General features: G+C 70.5%; 21 protein-coding genes. 4 read left to right on the top strand and 17 right to left on the bottom strand.

The features are described from left to right. Positions 1 to 4 precede the first annotated feature (4 nt). The 10 genes from ACFLIM_RS00240 to ACFLIM_RS00195 form a co-directional block, all read right to left on the bottom strand. Positions 5 to 643 (bottom strand): adenosylcobinamide amidohydrolase, encoded by a 639-nt coding sequence (locus ACFLIM_RS00240; RefSeq protein ID WP_393160534.1) that lies wholly within the window; start codon positions 641 to 643, stop codon positions 5 to 7. Further along, entirely contained in the window at positions 640 to 1,413 is a 774-nt protein-coding gene (locus ACFLIM_RS00235; protein ID WP_393160532.1) for an ABC transporter ATP-binding protein, read from the bottom strand. Before ACFLIM_RS00235 ends, ACFLIM_RS00240 begins: the two co-directional genes overlap by 4 nt. Then, on the bottom strand, positions 1,410 to 2,444 hold the full coding sequence (locus ACFLIM_RS00230) for a FecCD family ABC transporter permease (RefSeq protein ID WP_393160530.1): 1,035 nt from the start codon (positions 2,442 to 2,444) through the stop codon (positions 1,410 to 1,412). The genes ACFLIM_RS00235 and ACFLIM_RS00230 overlap by 4 nt, the downstream gene beginning before the upstream one ends. A gap of 2 nt (positions 2,445 to 2,446) precedes the next feature. After that, positions 2,447 to 3,376 (bottom strand): ABC transporter substrate-binding protein, encoded by a 930-nt coding sequence (locus tag ACFLIM_RS00225; protein ID WP_393160528.1) that lies wholly within the window; start codon positions 3,374 to 3,376, stop codon positions 2,447 to 2,449. Positions 3,377 to 3,575: 199 nt separating this feature from the next. Beyond that, positions 3,576 to 3,917, bottom strand: coding sequence for a hypothetical protein (locus ACFLIM_RS00220; RefSeq protein WP_393160526.1), 342 nt, complete (start codon positions 3,915 to 3,917; stop codon positions 3,576 to 3,578). Next, a complete protein-coding gene (locus tag ACFLIM_RS00215) occupies positions 3,914 to 4,423 on the bottom strand; it encodes a Gfo/Idh/MocA family protein (protein WP_393160524.1) in 510 nt (169 codons plus the stop codon). Before ACFLIM_RS00215 ends, ACFLIM_RS00220 begins: the two co-directional genes overlap by 4 nt. Before the next feature lie 32 nt (positions 4,424 to 4,455). Continuing rightward, positions 4,456 to 5,262, bottom strand: a complete 807-nt coding sequence (locus tag ACFLIM_RS00210) for an SDR family NAD(P)-dependent oxidoreductase (RefSeq protein WP_393160523.1) — start codon at positions 5,260 to 5,262, stop codon at positions 4,456 to 4,458. Continuing rightward, on the bottom strand, positions 5,256 to 6,449 hold the full coding sequence (locus tag ACFLIM_RS00205; RefSeq protein ID WP_393160521.1) for a cytochrome P450: 1,194 nt from the start codon (positions 6,447 to 6,449) through the stop codon (positions 5,256 to 5,258). Before ACFLIM_RS00205 ends, ACFLIM_RS00210 begins: the two co-directional genes overlap by 7 nt. Continuing rightward, positions 6,446 to 7,402 (bottom strand): phosphotriesterase family protein, encoded by a 957-nt coding sequence (locus ACFLIM_RS00200; protein WP_393160519.1) that lies wholly within the window; start codon positions 7,400 to 7,402, stop codon positions 6,446 to 6,448. The genes ACFLIM_RS00205 and ACFLIM_RS00200 overlap by 4 nt, the downstream gene beginning before the upstream one ends. Next, positions 7,387 to 8,154, bottom strand: coding sequence for a phytanoyl-CoA dioxygenase family protein (locus ACFLIM_RS00195; protein ID WP_393160517.1), 768 nt, complete (start codon positions 8,152 to 8,154; stop codon positions 7,387 to 7,389). Before ACFLIM_RS00195 ends, ACFLIM_RS00200 begins: the two co-directional genes overlap by 16 nt. Positions 8,155 to 8,251: 97 nt before the next feature. Here ACFLIM_RS00195 and ACFLIM_RS00190 point away from each other — a divergent pair, with 97 nt between their 5' ends. Both ACFLIM_RS00190 and ACFLIM_RS00185 read left to right on the top strand, forming a co-directional pair. Beyond that, positions 8,252 to 8,896 carry a hypothetical protein gene (locus tag ACFLIM_RS00190; protein ID WP_393160515.1) on the top strand — a complete coding sequence of 215 codons (645 nt, stop codon included), beginning with the start codon at positions 8,252 to 8,254 and terminating at the stop codon, positions 8,894 to 8,896. Positions 8,897 to 8,980: 84 nt separating this feature from the next. After that, on the top strand, positions 8,981 to 9,928 hold the full coding sequence (locus ACFLIM_RS00185; RefSeq protein WP_393160513.1) for a TIGR03621 family F420-dependent LLM class oxidoreductase: 948 nt from the start codon (positions 8,981 to 8,983) through the stop codon (positions 9,926 to 9,928). Here the strand turns inward: ACFLIM_RS00185 and ACFLIM_RS00180 are convergent. Beyond that, the gene (locus tag ACFLIM_RS00180; protein ID WP_393160511.1) at positions 9,918 to 10,886 is read right to left on the bottom strand and encodes a zinc-binding dehydrogenase; all 969 of its coding nucleotides are present in this window, start codon (positions 10,884 to 10,886) and stop codon (positions 9,918 to 9,920) included. The genes ACFLIM_RS00185 and ACFLIM_RS00180 overlap by 11 nt on opposite strands. Positions 10,887 to 10,944: 58 nt before the next feature. Here ACFLIM_RS00180 and ACFLIM_RS00175 point away from each other — a divergent pair, with 58 nt between their 5' ends. Next, on the top strand, positions 10,945 to 11,529 hold the full coding sequence (locus tag ACFLIM_RS00175; protein ID WP_393160509.1) for a histidine phosphatase family protein: 585 nt from the start codon (positions 10,945 to 10,947) through the stop codon (positions 11,527 to 11,529). On the opposite strand, the gene ACFLIM_RS00170 is transcribed toward ACFLIM_RS00175, so the two are convergent. The 6 genes from ACFLIM_RS00170 to ACFLIM_RS00145 all read right to left on the bottom strand — a co-directional run bounded on the left by ACFLIM_RS00170 (position 11,522) and on the right by ACFLIM_RS00145 (position 14,909). After that, positions 11,522 to 11,785 carry a sigma factor gene (locus ACFLIM_RS00170; RefSeq protein WP_393160507.1) on the bottom strand — a complete coding sequence of 88 codons (264 nt, stop codon included), beginning with the start codon at positions 11,783 to 11,785 and terminating at the stop codon, positions 11,522 to 11,524. The two genes, ACFLIM_RS00175 and ACFLIM_RS00170, sit on opposite strands and share 8 nt — an antisense overlap. Then, entirely contained in the window at positions 11,785 to 12,681 is an 897-nt protein-coding gene (locus ACFLIM_RS00165; protein ID WP_393160505.1) for a maleylpyruvate isomerase family mycothiol-dependent enzyme, read from the bottom strand. The genes ACFLIM_RS00170 and ACFLIM_RS00165 overlap by 1 nt, the downstream gene beginning before the upstream one ends. 21 nt (positions 12,682 to 12,702) lie before the next feature. Then, positions 12,703 to 13,461 (bottom strand): hypothetical protein, encoded by a 759-nt coding sequence (locus ACFLIM_RS00160; protein ID WP_393160503.1) that lies wholly within the window; start codon positions 13,459 to 13,461, stop codon positions 12,703 to 12,705. Positions 13,462 to 13,504: 43 nt separating this feature from the next. Further along, on the bottom strand, positions 13,505 to 13,762 hold the full coding sequence (locus tag ACFLIM_RS00155; protein ID WP_138670670.1) for a hypothetical protein: 258 nt from the start codon (positions 13,760 to 13,762) through the stop codon (positions 13,505 to 13,507). A gap of 88 nt (positions 13,763 to 13,850) precedes the next feature. After that, positions 13,851 to 14,087, bottom strand: coding sequence for a DUF397 domain-containing protein (locus tag ACFLIM_RS00150; RefSeq protein ID WP_043632079.1), 237 nt, complete (start codon positions 14,085 to 14,087; stop codon positions 13,851 to 13,853). Further along, complete coding sequence (locus ACFLIM_RS00145) at positions 14,088 to 14,909, bottom strand: helix-turn-helix domain-containing protein (protein ID WP_393161577.1); 822 nt, start codon at positions 14,907 to 14,909, stop codon at positions 14,088 to 14,090. 221 nt (positions 14,910 to 15,130) lie between these two features. On the opposite strand from ACFLIM_RS00145, the gene ACFLIM_RS00140 reads away from it, so the two are divergent. Further along, positions 15,131 to 15,634, top strand: coding sequence for an ATP-binding protein (locus tag ACFLIM_RS00140; protein ID WP_393160498.1), 504 nt, complete (start codon positions 15,131 to 15,133; stop codon positions 15,632 to 15,634). Positions 15,635 to 15,683: the final 49 nt, after the last annotated feature.

The following is a 15,683-nucleotide window of genomic DNA, read 5'->3' as shown; positions in this document are numbered from 1 at the left end:
TCCGTCACCCAAAGTCACGAGGCCGCCACGCATCGGCGGCGCGCCGTACCGCCGCGTGCACGGCCCGCGCCACCCGAGCCCCCCACTCCGACCGAGGCCCTCCAAACAGTTCCTCGGGCCCGTCGGCCGGCACAACCACGCAGACCGCGTCAGAAGCGGTGCCCGTGCACGGGAACCCCGCCTCGATCAGCGCCTGCGACTTGGCCTCCGTGACCGTCATCACCGTGTTGACCAGCGCCGCGTCCGTCATCGCCACGGGCAGCACGGTCACGATGTTGATCGTGCCCACCCGCGTCGGCGCCAGCTCGGGATCCGTGGTCCCCTCGGGGGCGGCAGCCCAGGTGGGCACGCGCAGGCCCACGGTGGCGTAGCACGACACGCCGCCGTCCGAAGCCCGCACGTAGCGGTCCACCGACGCGGCGGTCATCATCCCGACACCGTCCCCACCGGGCCCCAGCGAGACCAGGTGCTCGACCGGGTCCATGCGTGAATAACCGGCCACCACCTGCGCGTTCAGCACCCACTCCCGCGCCCCGATCCCCCCGCCCAGTATCGCGGAGGAGATCATCCGCCAGCCCGGCCCGAACTCCCACAGCAGGGCCCCCAGCCGCGCCCCCTCCTCCACCCGATAGGTGAGCTTCACGGTCCTCCCCTCACCAGGTGCACGACGGGCCGCCCATCGGGCCCGGGCTCGATCTTCACATGGGCGTCGAAGTGGCGTCCCACCAACGCCTCGGTGAGCACCTGGGCGGGTTTGCCGGAGGCCACCGCCCGTCCCTCGGCCAGCAGCATCAGGGCGTCGGCGTACAGGCCGGCGACGGTCAGGTCGTGCATGGTGGTGACGACGGTCAGCCCGTCGGCGCGCCTGAGCCGGTCCACCAGCTCCAGCACCTGCTGCTGGTGCCCGAGGTCCAGCGCGGTGGTGGGCTCGTCGAGCAGCAGCACGGGCGCCTGCTGGGCGAGCGCCCTGGCCAGGACCACCCGCTGGCGTTCCCCGCCGGACAGCTCCCCGACGTGGCGCATGGCCAGGGCGGTCAGGTCCAGCCGGTCGAGCACGGACGCGGTGACGTCCCGGTCGTGGCCGCTCTCACGACCTAAATAAGGGATGTACGGGGTACGCCCGAGCAGCGCGTAGTCGAAGACCGTCATGTCGGGCGGCAGGGCGGGGGTCTGGGGCGCGTAGGCGAGCAGCCGGGCCCGTTCGCGCGGCTTGAGCCCGGCGGCGGGACGGGCGTCCAGCGTGACCTCGCCCCGGTGCGCGACCAGCCCCATGACGGCCTTGAGCAGGGTGGACTTGCCCGCCCCGTTGGGCCCGATGACGGCCAGCCATTCGCCGCCGCGCACCCGCAGGTCCACGCCGGAGACCACCTCGCGGTCGCCGAGCCGTACGGACAGCCCCTCGGTCGTGATCACGTGACCGACCGCCTGGTCATGCGCAGGACGCCGACGAAGAACGGCGCCCCCACGAACATCGTGACCACGCCGATCGGCAGCTCGGCGGGCGCGATCACGGTGCGCGCGATGAGGTCGGCCAGCACCAGGAACGCCGCGCCGCCGATCAGCGAGAGCGGCAGCACGATCCGGTACGAGCCGCCCGCCAGCCGCCTGACGACGTGCGGGATGACGATGCCCACGAACCCGATCAGCCCGCTCACCGCCACGGCCGCCGCAGTGGCCAGCGACGCCGCCAGCAGCACGGTGAACCGTACTCTGGCCGCCCGCACGCCCAGGCTGGTCGCCTCCTCGTCGCCGACCGAGAGCACGTCGAGCATGCGCCCGTGCAGCAGGAGCAGGACGGCGGAGACGGCGGCGTACGGCAGGACCAGCCAGAGCTGGTCCCACCCGCCGCCGACGTCGCCGAGGATCCACGAGTAGATGCGCTGCAGCTCCTCCACGTTGAACTGCTGGATGAACGTCTGGATCGCGGTCAGGAACGACGTGACGGCCACCCCCGCCAGCACCAGCGTGGCGGTGCCGCCCGCGCGCCCGGCCGCGTTGCCCAGCGTGTACGCCAGGAACACGCCGCCCACGGCCCCCACGAAGGCCGCGACCGGGATGCTCCCGGCCACGGAGGGCAGCAGCACGATGGCCACGGTGGTGGCGAGCCCCGCGCCCGCCGCGGCCCCGAGCAGGTACGGGTCGGCGAGCGGGTTGCGGAACACCCCCTGGTACCCCGCCCCGGCCATGGCCAGCAGCCCCCCGACGACGGCGGCGACGAGCACCCTGGGCAGCCGCAACTCCAGCAGCAGCCCCTGCTCGACGGGCGCGAGCCCCGAGTCCACGTGCACGAACGGCAGCCAGTCCAGGGCCTGGAGCACCACCTGCCAGGGCGAGATGTCGGCGGCCCCGTCGAGGAGCCCGGCGACCATGGAGACGGCCAGCACGCCGAGGGCGCCGAGCACCCATAGGGGTCTGGCCCTGGACGGACCGGCCTGCGCAACCATGGTCAGGCCTTGGCCACCGCGGCGGCGACGGTCTCGGCGAGCTGTACGACGCGCGGCCCCCAACGGGAGGCCAGGTCGTCGTCGAGCTGGATCACCTGGTCGTTCTTGATGGCCGACAGGTTCTTCCAGCCCGGCCGCTGGGCCAGGGTGTCCTTGCTCTGCTTGCAGCACTTGACGTCGGCCAGGAAGATCAGGTCGGGGTCGGCCTGGGCGACGAACTCGGCCGACAGCTTGGGATAGCCGCCCGCCGCGTCCGGCGCCTCGTCGGCGACGTTGGTCAGGCCGAACATGGCGTAGATCTGGCCGATGAACGTCTGCGACGTGGCGGCGTACGGCGTCTGGTCGAGCTCGTGGTAATAGGTGAGCTTCTTGTCCTTCGGCGCGTCGGCGGCCAGCTTCTCCATGGCCGTCCGCATGCCGGAGGCGACCTCGTCCGCCTTGGCCTTGTTGCCGGTGGCCGCGCCGAGCTCGGCGATCTCCTCGTACGCGTCGTCGAGCTTGACGGCGGCGGGCTGGACCAGGACGGGCACGTTCACCTTGCCCAGCTCGGCGACGATCTTGTCGAGGTCGTCGGAGACGATGACGAGGTCGGGCCTGTGGGCGACGATGGCCTCGACGTTCGGCTTGAAGCCGGACAGGTCGGTCTTGGGGGCCTCGGGCGGGTAGTTCGACTGGTCGTCGACCGCGACCACCTGGGGGCCCGCGCCGATGGCGAAGAGCGTCTCGGTGTGGGTGGCCGACAACGAGACGATCCGCTCCGGCTTCTTGGTGAGGGTGACCTTGCCGTTGCCCGCCTCGATCGTGACGGGGAAGCCGGCGGAGGAGGCCGCCGGGGTGCCGGAGGGGGAGGCTGTGGGGGTGGTCTGGCCGCATCCGGCCAGGACGAGCGTTCCCAGCAGCGCGCCCGCTAAGGCCGTGCGTACGGGCCTCACGAGTAGTCCTTTCACACTGTCGGAACCGAGAGACCCGCGTAAAGCGACGGATCACCCTTTTCCACGAGGGTTGATGACGTCGGCGCAGCGGCAGGCGACCTGGCTATGACAGTTGCGGGACAGCGCCGGACTCGCACCGGACTTCGCTGCAACGCTGCGCGTCAGATAGACGGTATCAATCCCCCAGATGTGAGCGGCGTCAAGGGGCGAGTTGGGCCTCCGCCTCGGCGATGATCCGCTGGAGCCTGAGCCCGTGGGCGGCGTCCAGCGGGTGCCCGCCGCCGTTCCGCACGGTCTGGGCGAACTCGGCCGCCACCGTCTCCAGGGGGTCCTCGTCGAAGGCCGGCAGCACGGCGCTGCCGGTGCGGCCGTACACGGCGATCGTGGCGGGCGGCAGGTCGCCGACGGCGGCCTGGCACAGGGACGCCTCGCTGACGGCGCCGCCCTCGTGCTCCAGCAGCAGCCCGGTCCAGCCGAGCGGGTCGCCGTGCGCGCGCACGCCGGTCACCCTGCCCAGGGCGGCGTCCAGCAGGTCGATCACGTGCGGGCCGACGTCGAGCAGCGCGCCGCGCTTGAGCCGCCACGGGGTGGCGAAGGGGTGGTCGCCGATGAGGGAGCCGGAGACGTTCGCGGCGTGGCGCCGAACGCCTGGATCTCGCCGCAGCGGGCCAGGAACGCGCGGGTCTGGGGGGCGTACCGCATGGTGAGCACCATCTGGGAGGCCACGCCCGCCTCCGCGACGGCGTCGGCCAGGCGCTGGGCGTTGTCGAGCGAGTCGGCCAGGGGCTTCTCCAGCAGCAGCGCCTTGCCCGCGCGGGCGGCGAGGACGCCGAGCTCGGCCTGTACGGCGGGCGGCACGCTGAACGCCACGGCCTCGCAGGCGTCGAACAGCTCCTCGATCCGCTCGAACACCGGCGCGCCGAGCCTGGCCGCCGACTCGGGGCGGCGCGCCCACACTCCGGCCAGCCGCCCCCTGGCCAGCATCGGCGCGTGCGCCATCTCGGCCCACGGGCCCGCTCCGACCAGCCCGACCGCCACCGGCTCCATGAGATCCTCCTAAGTACGGCAATATGCCGACCTTAGTGGGTGTCTCGCCACTGGTGGATGGCGTGCTGCGGGCGGTGGGCGAGCGTGCCGGAGTCGATGACGATGCTCTGGCCCGTGATACAGCGGGCCTCGTCGGAGGCCAGGAACGACACCAGATCGGCCACGTCGTCCACCGTGCATGGCCACGGGAGCAGGCGTTCGGCGGCCTTGTCGGCGAGCTGGGCGGGCGTGAGCGCGCGCTGGGCGGCGGCGGTCATGACGAGCGCGGGGGCGACGGCGTTGCAGCGGATGCCCCGGGAGCCGTACGCGGTGGCGACGTAGCGGGTGAAGCCGGTCAGGGCAGCCTTCGAGGTCCCGTACGCGGCGTGGACCGTGTCGCCGACCAGGGCCGACACCGAGGACATGAGGACGATGGCGCCGCCGTCGGGCATCACGGGGACCGTGTGCTTGACCATGAGGAGGGCGCCGCGCAGGTTGACCTCCATGGTGCGGTCCCAGACGGCCGGGTCGAGGGAGTCGAGCTCTCGGTCGCGCCCGTACACGTCCGGGTCGAGTGCGGCGGCGTTGGCGTGCAGCACGTCCACCCGGCCGAACGACGCGACCAGGGTCGCGACCGCCTCCTCGACCTGCTTGTCGTCGGAGACGTCGCAGGTGAGCGCCATGGCCGTGCCGCCCCGGGCGCGGATGGCGGCGGCGGTGGCCTTGGCGCCGGCCGCGCGGAGGTCGAGCACGCCGACGAAGGCGCCCTCGGCGGCCAGCCGGGCCGCGCAGGCCGCGCCGATGCCCGAGCCCGCGCCCGTCACCAGCGCGACGCGGCCGTCGTACCGGCCGGTCACCATCGCACCGGCAGGGAGGTCAGGCCGCGGCCGACGAGCGACCTGCGGTAGGCGATCGGCTGGCCGGGGACGAGCCCGAGGTGCGGCAGGCGGCGGCCGAGCACGTCGAGCGCGGTACGCAGTTGCAGGCGGCCGAGCGCGGCGCCGACGCAGAAGTGGATGCCGTAGCCGAAGACCAGGTGCTCGGCGGCGTTCGGCCGGTCGATCAGGAAACGCTCCGGGTCTGGGAAGACGGTCTCGTCGTGGGCGGCGGAGTCGGTGGAGAGGAGGACGAGGGATCCCGCCGGAATTTTCACATTATGTAACGAAATATCCGTTATGGCGTAGCGGAACGACCCCAGGGACGCGCCGTCGATGCGCATGCACTCCTCGGCGGCGTTCGCGACCAGCTCCGGCGGCACCGGCCAGACGCCTTCCCGGAGCAGCCGCAGGACGGTGTTGCCGAGCTGGTTCGGGACGGTGTCGTTGCCGCCGAGCAGGATCGTCGAGATCAGCTCGACCACCTCCCGGTGGCTCAGCTCGTCGCCGATCAGCGAGGTCATCAGGGACGTGAAGTCGTCCTGAGGCTCCTTGGCCCTGGCGGCCACCAGGCGGTCCACGTAATCCAGATATGTCAGGAAACTGTCGGCGAGTTCGAGTTGCCGCTCGGGTGGCTGCGGCGAGAGGAAGAGCTGGAACCAGTCCTTGACGTGCGCCTGCACGAACGCCTCGTCGGGCTCCGGCACCCCGATGAAGCGGGCGGTCAGCTTGATCGACGGCTCGTGGCCGATCTCCGCGACGAAGTCGGCCTGCTTCCGCGCCGCGATGCGGTCGAGGAGATCCTCGTTGAGCCGCCTGAACGCCTGCTCCATGGCAGCGACCGCGCGCGGCGTGAACGCCTTCGACACCGACCGGCGCAGGCGGGTGTGGTCGGGCGGGTCCACGTTCGCCACGAAGCTGGACAGGAACGAGCCGTGCTCCCCCAGCCTCTCCTTCGTCTCGGCGGTCAGGCTGCGCGAGATCGTCAGCGAGCCCTTGGAGGAGAACCGGCGCGGGTCGCCGTACGCCGCCCGCACGTCGGGGTGGCGGGTCAGCACGTACGCGCCGAGGTGCTCGCTGTGGAACACCGGCGACTCCGCGCGGAGCCTGCGCAGGAAGTCGTACGGGGCGGCGACGTGCCAGTCCGCGCCGACGTCGAAGTCCTCTGTCATGCGAAGATCCTCCGCGGGTTGCCGACGAGCATCTGGTGGATCTGGCCGTCCGTGACACCCCGCTTGCGGAGCTCGGGCAGGACGTCGCGGGGTATGTGGAGGAGGTGGTAGTTCGGGTGGCGCTGGCGTACGACTTCGGCGTCGAACCGGTCGTTAAAACAGTAAGAATCGTGACTTAACACCATTTTTCCGGCGTGTCCGCGTTCGCACATCGTCGCCACGATCGACACGCGGTCCTCGAACGAGCTGATCGTCTCGATGCCGAAGCGGTCCATGCCCAGGTACGAGCCGTTCGCGATGAGCTCCTCCAGGTAGGCCGCGTCGGTCGAATCCCCGGCGTGCCCGATGACGACCCGGCCCAGGTCCACGCCGAGGGAGGCGAGCAGGCGCTGCTGTTCGAGGCCGCCCTTGGAGGCGCTGTGGGAGTGCGTGGTGATCGGCGCCCCGGTCTCCAGGTGCGCCTCCGCCACCGCCCGGAACACGCGCTCACAGCCTTTGGTCATGCCCAGGTGGTCGGAGGCGCATTTCAGCATGCCCGCCCTGACGCCGGTCCGCCCGATGCCGTCGACGATGTCCCGTACGAAGAACTCCGCCAGCCGGTCCGGCCCGCCGAACAACGATCCAGGACCCCGGTTGGCGAAGTACGGCGGCAGCAGGTCGTAGGTGTAGAGGCCGGTGGCGACCACGATGTTCACGCTGGTCAGCTCGGCCACCCTCTGCACCGCGGGCACGTACCGGCCGAGGCCGACCACGGTCAGGTCCACGATCGTGTCGATGCCCTCGTCCTTCAGCGCGTCGAGCTTGCCCGCCGCCTCTTGCGCCCGTGCCTCCAGGTCCCACTTCTCCGGGATGTCCGGCCAGTTCCAGAGGATCTCCGGGCTCAGCCCGAAGACGTGCTCGTGCATGAGCGTCGCCCCCAGGTCGGCGACCGGGCCCTTCACGGTGTCAGGCACGGGAACCTCTCGTGCTCGAACGGCCGGTTCACCGTCAGCCCGAGCCCGTCGGTCTGCCGATACGGGAGGCCGGTGTAGAGGGCGTCGGCGTCGAAGTACGTGACGGTGAAGGACAGGCGCGGGCTGTCACGGCGGTTCGCGGGGGCGCCGTGCACGGTCAGGGCGTGGTGCACGGTCGCGTCCCCGGCCTTGAGGTCGAGTGGCGGCGACAGCTCCAGTTCCTTGAGCCACGGGTGCTGGCTGAGCTGGTCGTCCCCCGGGCGGGTGAAGCTCCGGCCGAGCAGCCCGTACCGGTGCGAGCCGTCGTAGAACCGCAACGCGCCCATGTCGGCGGGCACGTCGGCCAGTGCCAGCCAGACGGTCAGCATCGCCGAGCGGTCCATCGGCATCCAGGGGAAGTCCTGGTGGAACTCGGTGGCGCCGTGCTCTCCCGGCTCCTTGACCAGGAGGTTGGTGACCTGCACGCGTACCGCCCGGACGCCGCGCAGCAACCGTGCGGCGTTGCGCCCCATGGCGGGGCTCATGGCCAGCGCGCCGAACGTCTCATCGCCGTCCGCGACGTCCCTCGACTGCCCGAACGCCTGGTCGACGAGTGTCTCCTTGCTCTTCGCGCGGCCATCCAGGTAGCCGATAGCCCGCTCGCGCAGCGCCGCCGCGGTGCCGGGATCGATCAGCCGGCCGAGGCGTACCCAGCCGTGCTCTCCGAAGAACGCCACCTCGTCGTCCGTCGCCTGGCGCACCGGGATGTCCATGCCCCCAGTCTGGCACCGAAGCAAGCGCTTGGTAAGACCCGCCGCTTGAGTAGCCCCTACTCATGCGCGACCCATCACCCGCGCTCACCCTCAAGGCATGACCACAGTTGAAACACCCTCCACCACCGCCGGCTTCAGCCGGTACGCGATGATCGTCTGCGCGGTGGTCTCCCCACTCGCCATCGCACTTTCGCTGCTGTTCGCCCCGTTCACCGTCACGACCGAGGGCGAGCCGTACATCCAAGGCATGATCGCCAACCTCGACGCCTACGCACTGTGGAGCTGGGTCGGCGCCCTGAGCGCCGTCACCCTCATCCCGGCGCTCTACGCGGTGAGCAAGGTGGCCAGGTCCGGCAGGCCGGTGCTCGGCCTGGTCGGCATGATCCTCGCCTTCATCATGGCCATCCCGGTCAGCATGAACACCGACGACGTCATCTACGCCGCGGCCAAGGCCGGCCTGGACGTGCCCACCACGAACAAGCTGATCACGCAGCTCGAGGACGGGCTGCCGACGTCGGTGCTCGGGTTCTCGTTCTTCCTGGGCCTGCTCGGCCTCGTCCTGCTGGGGATCGCCGCCCTGAGCAGCGACGCGCCGAAGTGGGCGGCCGTCGCCATGATCGTGGCCCCGTTCCTCATCCCGATCGCCTGGTTCGCCCAGTTGCCCAACACGGTGGCCGGCGCGGCCTGGATCATCTTCGCCGCCGCCTCGGGCGGCATCGCCCTCGCCCTCCCCTCCCGCTGACACCGGCGGCTTCCGAATGAGCGCGTCCGGAAGCCGGCCGGTCAGGCACCGCTCGCCGGGCGCGGGGATTTCGCGCGTACAGTTGTGGCCAAGCGCTTGCTCTGGACGATGGGAGAGGTCGTGCGGCGGTTCAGGTTCGGGGCGGTGGTACGGGAGGCCGAGTCGGGCAAGGCGTGGGCCGAGAAGGCCAGGCGGCTCGAAGGGGCCGGGTTCGATGTGCTGCTGGTGCCCGATCATCTGGTCGGGCCGCGGTTCGGGCCCATCGCGGCCCTCACCGCGGCCGCCTGCGCCACCACCAGGCTGCGGGTGGGAACGCTGGTGTTCGCCAACGACTTCAGGCATCCGGCCGTGCTGGCCAAGGAGGCGGCCACGCTCGATCTCCTGTCCGATGGCCGGCTCGAGGTGGGGATCGGGACCGGGTGGATGGCGGGCGACTACGCGGGGGCCGGGCTGGCGCTGGAGCCGCCCGGGGTGCGGGTCGAGCGGTTGCGGGAGGCCCTCGCCGTGCTGAAGGGGCTCTGGGGGGATGGGCCGTTCAGCTTCGAGGGGAGGCACTACCGTGTCTCCGGGCTCGACCAGCAGCCCAAGCCGGTACGCAGGCCGCACCCGCCGCTGCTGCTCGGCGCGGGTGGCCCGCGGATGTTGCGCCTGGCGGCCGAGGAAGCGGATGTCGTGAACATCGGGATGCGGGTGAAGGGCGACGGCAGCGGCCCCGACACGCGCGACGGCGGCCTGGAGGCGTTCCTGCGCAAGCTCGGCATCCTGCGCGCGGCCGCCGCCGACCGCTACGACCACCTGGAGCTGGGTACGAGCGTGGTCCAGGCGGGGGAACGGAAGGCGGAGGAGTCGTGGAGCGCGGCCGACAGCTCGGGCCTGGACGAGACGCCTCAGGTCCTCCTGGGAACGCATCACGACATAGTCGATAAAGTCCGCTATTGGCGGGATGAGCACGATATTTCGTATTTCGTGGTCCACCACGAGCGCGACCTCCCCGCCTTCACCCCCGTCGTCGAGGAGCTGGCTACGGAATGAGGACGACCTTGCCCATCGTGTTCCTGGTCTTCAGCGCCTCGTGCGCCTCGGCGGCCCCGGCCAGCGGGAACGCCTGAACCCCGGGCGTCAGGGACCCGTTCGCGACCGCCTCCAGCGCCCGGGCCTGCAGATCGCCCACACCCCCGTCGCGACCGAGCAGGTAACCGATCCCGTCGAACACCGTCACGCCACGCGCCGCCGCCTCCTCGGCATCGGGAAAGAACCACTCCCCCGCCGCCGACCCGAACACCACATGCCGCCCGCCATCCCCGACCAGCTCGTACGCCACCCGCCCCAACTCCCCGCCAACCCCGTCGAAGACCACACTCACCTCCCCGACCGCCTCCCGCACCACCTTGTCCCACCCCGGCAACCGGTAATCGACGGCCAGGTCGGCCCCCAGTTCCCTGACCCGCGCCACCTTCGCGGAACCACCGGCCGCCCCAACTACCCGGGCCCCGACCGCCTTCGCGTACTGCACGAGCAACGTCCCGATCCCCCCGGCGGCCGCCGTGGCCAGCACCACGTCGGCGGCGCTCAGCGGGGCGATCTCCAGCAGCCCGAACGTGGTGGCCCCGGTCGTGCTCATGGCGACCGCCGCCCCAAAGTCCACATGATCGGGAAGCGCAGCCAGCGTGGTGGCATCGGCCACGGCGAGCGAGGCGTACCCACCGGAAACCACGTCCGACGTCACCACGCGCCGCCCCACGAGATCGGGAGATACGCCGTCGCCCACCGACTCGACCACCCCCGCGACCTCCTGCCCGAGGATGGCCGGCAGGGGCGGCGCGGGATGCGGCCCGACGGGCTGCCCCTGCCGCAGCAGGGTCTCGACGAAGTGCACCCCGGCGGCGTGTACGGCGATGCGAGCCTGCCCGGCCCCCGGCACGGGATCGGGCACGGTCTCGAAGCGAAGGTTTCCGGCAGGCCCATATGTGTGCAATCTGATCGCGTCCATGGGGTCAGCCTGCTCCCTCAAGCTAGGTTGAGGTCAACCGTGCCGGATGATGGACTTCATGGATGAGATGCTGCTGCTCCGACACGGTGAGACCGAATGGAGCAAGGCGGGCAAGCACACGGGACGTACCGACCTGCCTTTGACGGAGCACGGCGAGGACCAGGGCAGGGCGCTGGCGCCGCTGGTGAAGGAGCAGGTGTTCGACCTGGTGCTGGTCTCCCCGGCCCAGCGCGCCCGGCGTACGGCGGAGCTGGCCGGCCTGACCGGTTACCGGGTGGACGCCGACCTGTGGGAGTGGGACTACGGCGGTTACGAGGGGATCACCACGGCGGAGATCAGGAAGACCCGGCCCGGCTGGTACCTGTGGCGCGACGGCGTGATCCCCGGCGACGCCGAGCATCCCGGCGAGAGCGCCGCCGCCGTGGGCGCTCGCGCCGACCGGGTGATCGAGCTGGCCAAGGGGGTCGAGGGGCGGGTGGCGCTGGTGGCGCACGGCCACTTCCTGCGCATCCTGGCGGCCCGCTGGCTGGGCCTGCCGCCCGAGGAGGGCAGGGCGCTGAAGCTCGACACCGGCACCTACTCGCGGCTCGGCTTCGAGCACGAGGAGCCGGTGCTGCTGACGTGGAACGCCCCTGTCAGCTGACCTTGGAGCGCAGGGCCGACTCGTGCAGCGCCCTGCTGACCAGCCAGCCGCGCAACGACCCCAGGCCGGGGTCGTAGGACAAGGGTTGTTCCCACAGGGCCACGAACACGCTCTGGGTGACCTCCTCGGCGAACGCCTGGCTGCCGGTGACCTTGACCGCGACCCCGTACACGTACGAGCCGTGCTCGTCATAGGCATCGGCCAGCGCGTCCAGGTCACCGGCCGTCAGGCGCGCACACAACTCCATGTCGCTCATCAGTCGCACCCCAGCGTGGCGGCGGCGGCGATCATGTCGCGGGCGAGGAGGGGGTCTCCTTCCGCGGCGTACGGGAAGGTGTCGGGAGGCCATCGGTTGCCCAGCAGCCGGCAGAAGGCCACCGCGTCGGCCGAGATGAGCACGGCGACGTGGTCGGAGGTTTGTGAGAGCGGGATCGTCCAGGTGCCGCCGCCGGGCCCGGTCAGCACCACGGTGGCGGAGACGTCGCGGCGCGGCCCCTTCATGGCGCGGGGCAGCAGCGCGAGCCCGAACTCGGCGATCATGTGCACGTGCTCGTCGCGCGGCGCGGCCTGGGAGCGGTCGGTGGCGGCCCTGATGTCCTCGGCGTGCGTCCACGTCTCGAACGTGCGCTGGACCATGGCCTGGCGCAACGGCGCACGGGCGGGCCGCGCCCCCGCCAGCGCCACTTCGACGCCGAGCAGCACCTCGCTGCTGGCGGACACCCGTTCCAGCAGGGATCCGGCCTGCTCGCGCCAGCGCCGGTGCACCGGCGCCGCGCCCAGCCCAGGAACGCCTTTGCCGCGGGCGCCCATGAAATCAGCAACCGTGGCGTCGTTCGCGGCCAGGTGCTCCATCAGGTCCCTGACCGTGCCGTGCCGGGCGATCGGGGTGTCCCACTGCGGCCCGCTCAGCTCGGCGAGCAGGTCGTCCATGAGCGCCACCTGCTCGGCGTACGGAACCGCCACGGATGCCACGCCCACCACGGCGGGGCTGCGCCGGCGGCGCGCCATGGACAACACCGCCTCGCGCAACGTGGGCGGCGGCTCCGCCGCTGTGTCCGGCTGGTCCAGGAGCGCGATGGCCGCGCTGCAGTCGGGGCACGAGGCGACGTGGTCGTCGGGGCTCTGCCCGTTGTAGAGGTAAGAGTCCGTCATGGCTACCCTCCGCAGCCGACGTTAACCCGGCTGGCCGCCCAGCGCCAGGCGGCAACCGGGGAACGGTGCCAGCAGCGTCTCACGCCAGCGGCCTTCCAGGTAGTCGCGAGCACGCTTACCCCAGTCCAGCAGCCGGGAATCGGGCGCCACCTCGTCGTCGAGGCCCAGCGCGGCGTCGCGGGCGCGCTGGGTGGCCAGGTGGTCGTCGAGCGAGACGGCCCAGAGGGTGACCGCCTCGGTGTCGCAGAACAGCACCTCGTACAGGCCGGCCAGGGTGTGGCCGTGCTCGGTGAGCAGCGGGGCGCGTTCGGCGCGTACCGCCTCCAGGTAGTCGAGTGCGGCTCCCGGACGTACGCGGGCGCTTTCGAAGAGGTAGAGCTCGGCGGCGGGCGCCTCGGACAGCGGCGGGCAGCCCGGCGCGGCGCCGAGTGGCCGGGAGAAGGCGGAGAAGCGCAGGTCGTCGATGTCGGACAGGAACAGGCGCTCGTCCACCCCTTGGTAGATCTCCATCATCTGCCGCCAGCCGCCCTCCCAGCCGCCGTGGCAGTCCCACAACGTGACGGCCTTGAACTGGGGGTGGCCGGTGATGCCGACGGCGTAGAAGGCGCCCACGAGGTCGATCTCGCGGGACCTGATGGACATGCCGGAGGTGAGCGAGGGAGCGGTGCGGGTCTCGTCCTCGCGTTTGTATCGGGTCAGCCAGGTGAGGTATTCCAGCGGCCTCCTGGAGTTCATCGGCCTGAAGTCGACCTCTTCGAGCAGGTGGATCGCGCGCCGCACCACGCCTCCTCTACCAAGCGGTTGCTCGGCTAGAGAATAGCGATCAGGCCAGCGCTTGGGAAGGTTGCGGCCCCCGGCCGGTGAGCCACTCCAGGACCCTGCGGTGCCCCGAGGTCGCGTCCTCGAAGTGCCCCCAGTGCCAGTAGCGCGGCTGGTCGCGGATTCCGGTCACCCAGGTCCGGTAGGAGACGGAGGCCCCGGTGGTGGCGGGCGCCACGCCATAAGTGCGGATCACGACCTTGCCGCCCGGCGCGAACAGCACGTCGTCGGCGATCGGATAAAGGGTCATCTGGTCGAGCATGCCCCTGATCCTGTCCGCAGGAGGAGGCCGGGCGGTTACGCCTCCGGCGCGCCCCCGTTAAGCAGGCGCGCCGGAGGTAACAACGCTGTTAAACGAGCAGGCCGTCGAACTCTCCGTCCTTCACCCCGAGCACCAGGGCCCGGATCTCGTCGCGGGTATAGATGAGGGCAGGGCCATCGGGAAAACGCGAGTTACGCACTGCGATCCCGCCGTCGGGAAGCTCCGCGAGCTCCACGCAGTTGCCCTGCGAGTTGCTGTAGCGGCTCTTGCGCCACGCGACCTGCGTCAGGTCCGCCGCGGGCATGCCGTTGTAGGTCTGGTTCATCTACATCTTTCTGAGAAGACCGCCGATGAGCTCGACGGTGCCCCCTGGCGTGGTGCTCTCCACGCACAGTTGCTCCATAGCCGTGAGGTAAGGGTCGATGTCCTCACGTTTGTCCAGGTAAAGGGCACCCCAGAGCTGCTCGACGTAGACAACGTCCGTCAAGTCGGACTCGGGAAACCGCAAGATGCTGAACGCGCCCCCTTCAGCGGCGTGCTTGCCGAACCTGAAGGGCATCACCTGGATGGTGATGTTGGGAAGGGCAGCGACTTCCAGCAGATGCTGGAGCTGCTCGGACATGACCTCCCGCCCGCCGATGGTCCGTTTGAGAGCCGCCTCGTCGATGACGGCCCACATGCGAGGACCGTCCTTCTGGGTGAAGCGCTCCTGACGCTGCATACGCATATGCACGCGGCGTTCTATCTTGTCCGGACTCGCATCGGGGTTGCCAAGCTGGAAGACCGAACGCGCATAGGAGGCCGTCTGCAGCAGGCCGGGCACGAACTGCACCTCATAGGTGCGGACCACGCTGGCAGCCTCTTCCAGACCCACGTACGTGGTGAACCACGCGGGCAACTCGGCCGAGTACTTGTGCCACCACCCGGGGGTGTTGGCCTCGCGAACCATCTCTAACAAGGCACGGCGCTCGGCATCGTCGACGACGCCGTACAGGGTGAGCAGGTCTTCCACGTCACGTGTCTTGAAGCCGACGCGGCCGAGCTCCATGCGGCTGATCTTGGACTCGGACGCCCGGATGTGGAATCCGGCCTGTCCACGGTCGAGCCCTTTGGCCTCACGCAGGCGCCTGAGACTCGCCCCCAGCATGATGCGCCGAACGGTCGAACCGGAACCGGGCGGATCAATGGACACGTGCTGCTCCTTGTTCGTTTCCTTGCGACATAGTCTGTCACTTCACGGCCGAAAGATCATGGGCCGCGGACAAGATCCCCTTTCCCCCATATTGACCATTTGAGGCAACCGTAGCGTGTGCACGGTTTGTCTGCACGTGCATTCGCTCTTGCACCTGCACGAGAGTTTGCCGCAGAATGATCAACGTGCAATCCACCACGGTGCCCGGCCAGTGGACCGCGTTCGACTGGTGGCCTCCGGTCGGCTGGTGGCCTGAGGCGGCCCGCGATCTGCTGGTCCCCGGCCCGTCCGCGAGCGCCACGTTCGTGCTCCCGCCCGCCGCGTCCTCGGTCCATTCCGCCCGTAGCTTCACCTCGGGATGCCTGTCGGGCTGGGGGCTCGCCGAGCTGACCGACAACATGGAACTGGTGGTCTCCGAGCTCGCGACCAACGCGCTGCGCCACGGCCTGTGCCTGGACGATCCCCGCCGCGAGCGTACCGTCCACATGTCTTTGGTACGCCGGGGACCGCTCGTCACCAGCGCCTTCACCGATCCAGGCTCCTCGGTGCCGGTGCTGCGATACCCTGGGCCCCTTGACACCGGCGGCCTCGGACTCCACATCGTCGAATCGATCAGCCTCCGCTGGGGCTGGTCCGCACTCGCACCACACGGAAAGATCGTCTGGGCAGTCCTCTCCTGACCGGGAGTGATCTGCATTACCGTGGATGGTCATGGCTCACGGTGAGTCC

The organism is Nonomuraea marmarensis, assembly GCF_043197025.1.
GTDB classification, from domain to species: Bacteria; Actinomycetota; Actinomycetes; order Streptosporangiales; family Streptosporangiaceae; genus Nonomuraea; species Nonomuraea marmarensis.
This window is presented reverse-complemented; position numbering and strand designations above follow the sequence as displayed.

Excerpts from the sequence above, each read along its gene's own strand:
- ACFLIM_RS00230 (WP_393160530.1), bottom strand. The coding sequence starts at position 2,444 with ATGGTTGCGCAGGCCGGTCCGTCCAGGGCCAGACCCCTATGGGTGCTC.
- ACFLIM_RS00215 (WP_393160524.1), bottom strand. The coding sequence starts at position 4,423 with ATGGAGCCGGTGGCGGTCGGGCTGGTCGGAGCGGGCCCGTGGGCCGAG.
- ACFLIM_RS00210 (WP_393160523.1), bottom strand. The coding sequence starts at position 5,262 with ATGGTGACCGGCCGGTACGACGGCCGCGTCGCGCTGGTGACGGGCGCG.
- ACFLIM_RS00205 (WP_393160521.1), bottom strand. The coding sequence starts at position 6,449 with ATGACAGAGGACTTCGACGTCGGCGCGGACTGGCACGTCGCCGCCCCG.
- ACFLIM_RS00195 (WP_393160517.1), bottom strand. The coding sequence starts at position 8,154 with ATGGACATCCCGGTGCGCCAGGCGACGGACGACGAGGTGGCGTTCTTC.
- ACFLIM_RS00190 (WP_393160515.1), top strand. The coding sequence starts at position 8,252 with ATGACCACAGTTGAAACACCCTCCACCACCGCCGGCTTCAGCCGGTAC.
- ACFLIM_RS00180 (WP_393160511.1), bottom strand. The coding sequence starts at position 10,886 with ATGGACGCGATCAGATTGCACACATATGGGCCTGCCGGAAACCTTCGC.
- ACFLIM_RS00175 (WP_393160509.1), top strand. The coding sequence starts at position 10,945 with ATGGATGAGATGCTGCTGCTCCGACACGGTGAGACCGAATGGAGCAAG.
- ACFLIM_RS00170 (WP_393160507.1), bottom strand. The coding sequence starts at position 11,785 with ATGAGCGACATGGAGTTGTGTGCGCGCCTGACGGCCGGTGACCTGGAC.
- ACFLIM_RS00165 (WP_393160505.1), bottom strand. The coding sequence starts at position 12,681 with ATGACGGACTCTTACCTCTACAACGGGCAGAGCCCCGACGACCACGTC.
- ACFLIM_RS00155 (WP_138670670.1), bottom strand. The coding sequence starts at position 13,762 with ATGCTCGACCAGATGACCCTTTATCCGATCGCCGACGACGTGCTGTTC.
- ACFLIM_RS00150 (WP_043632079.1), bottom strand. The coding sequence starts at position 14,087 with ATGAACCAGACCTACAACGGCATGCCCGCGGCGGACCTGACGCAGGTC.
- ACFLIM_RS00145 (WP_393161577.1), bottom strand. The coding sequence starts at position 14,909 with ATGCTGGGGGCGAGTCTCAGGCGCCTGCGTGAGGCCAAAGGGCTCGAC.
- ACFLIM_RS00140 (WP_393160498.1), top strand. The coding sequence starts at position 15,131 with ATGATCAACGTGCAATCCACCACGGTGCCCGGCCAGTGGACCGCGTTC.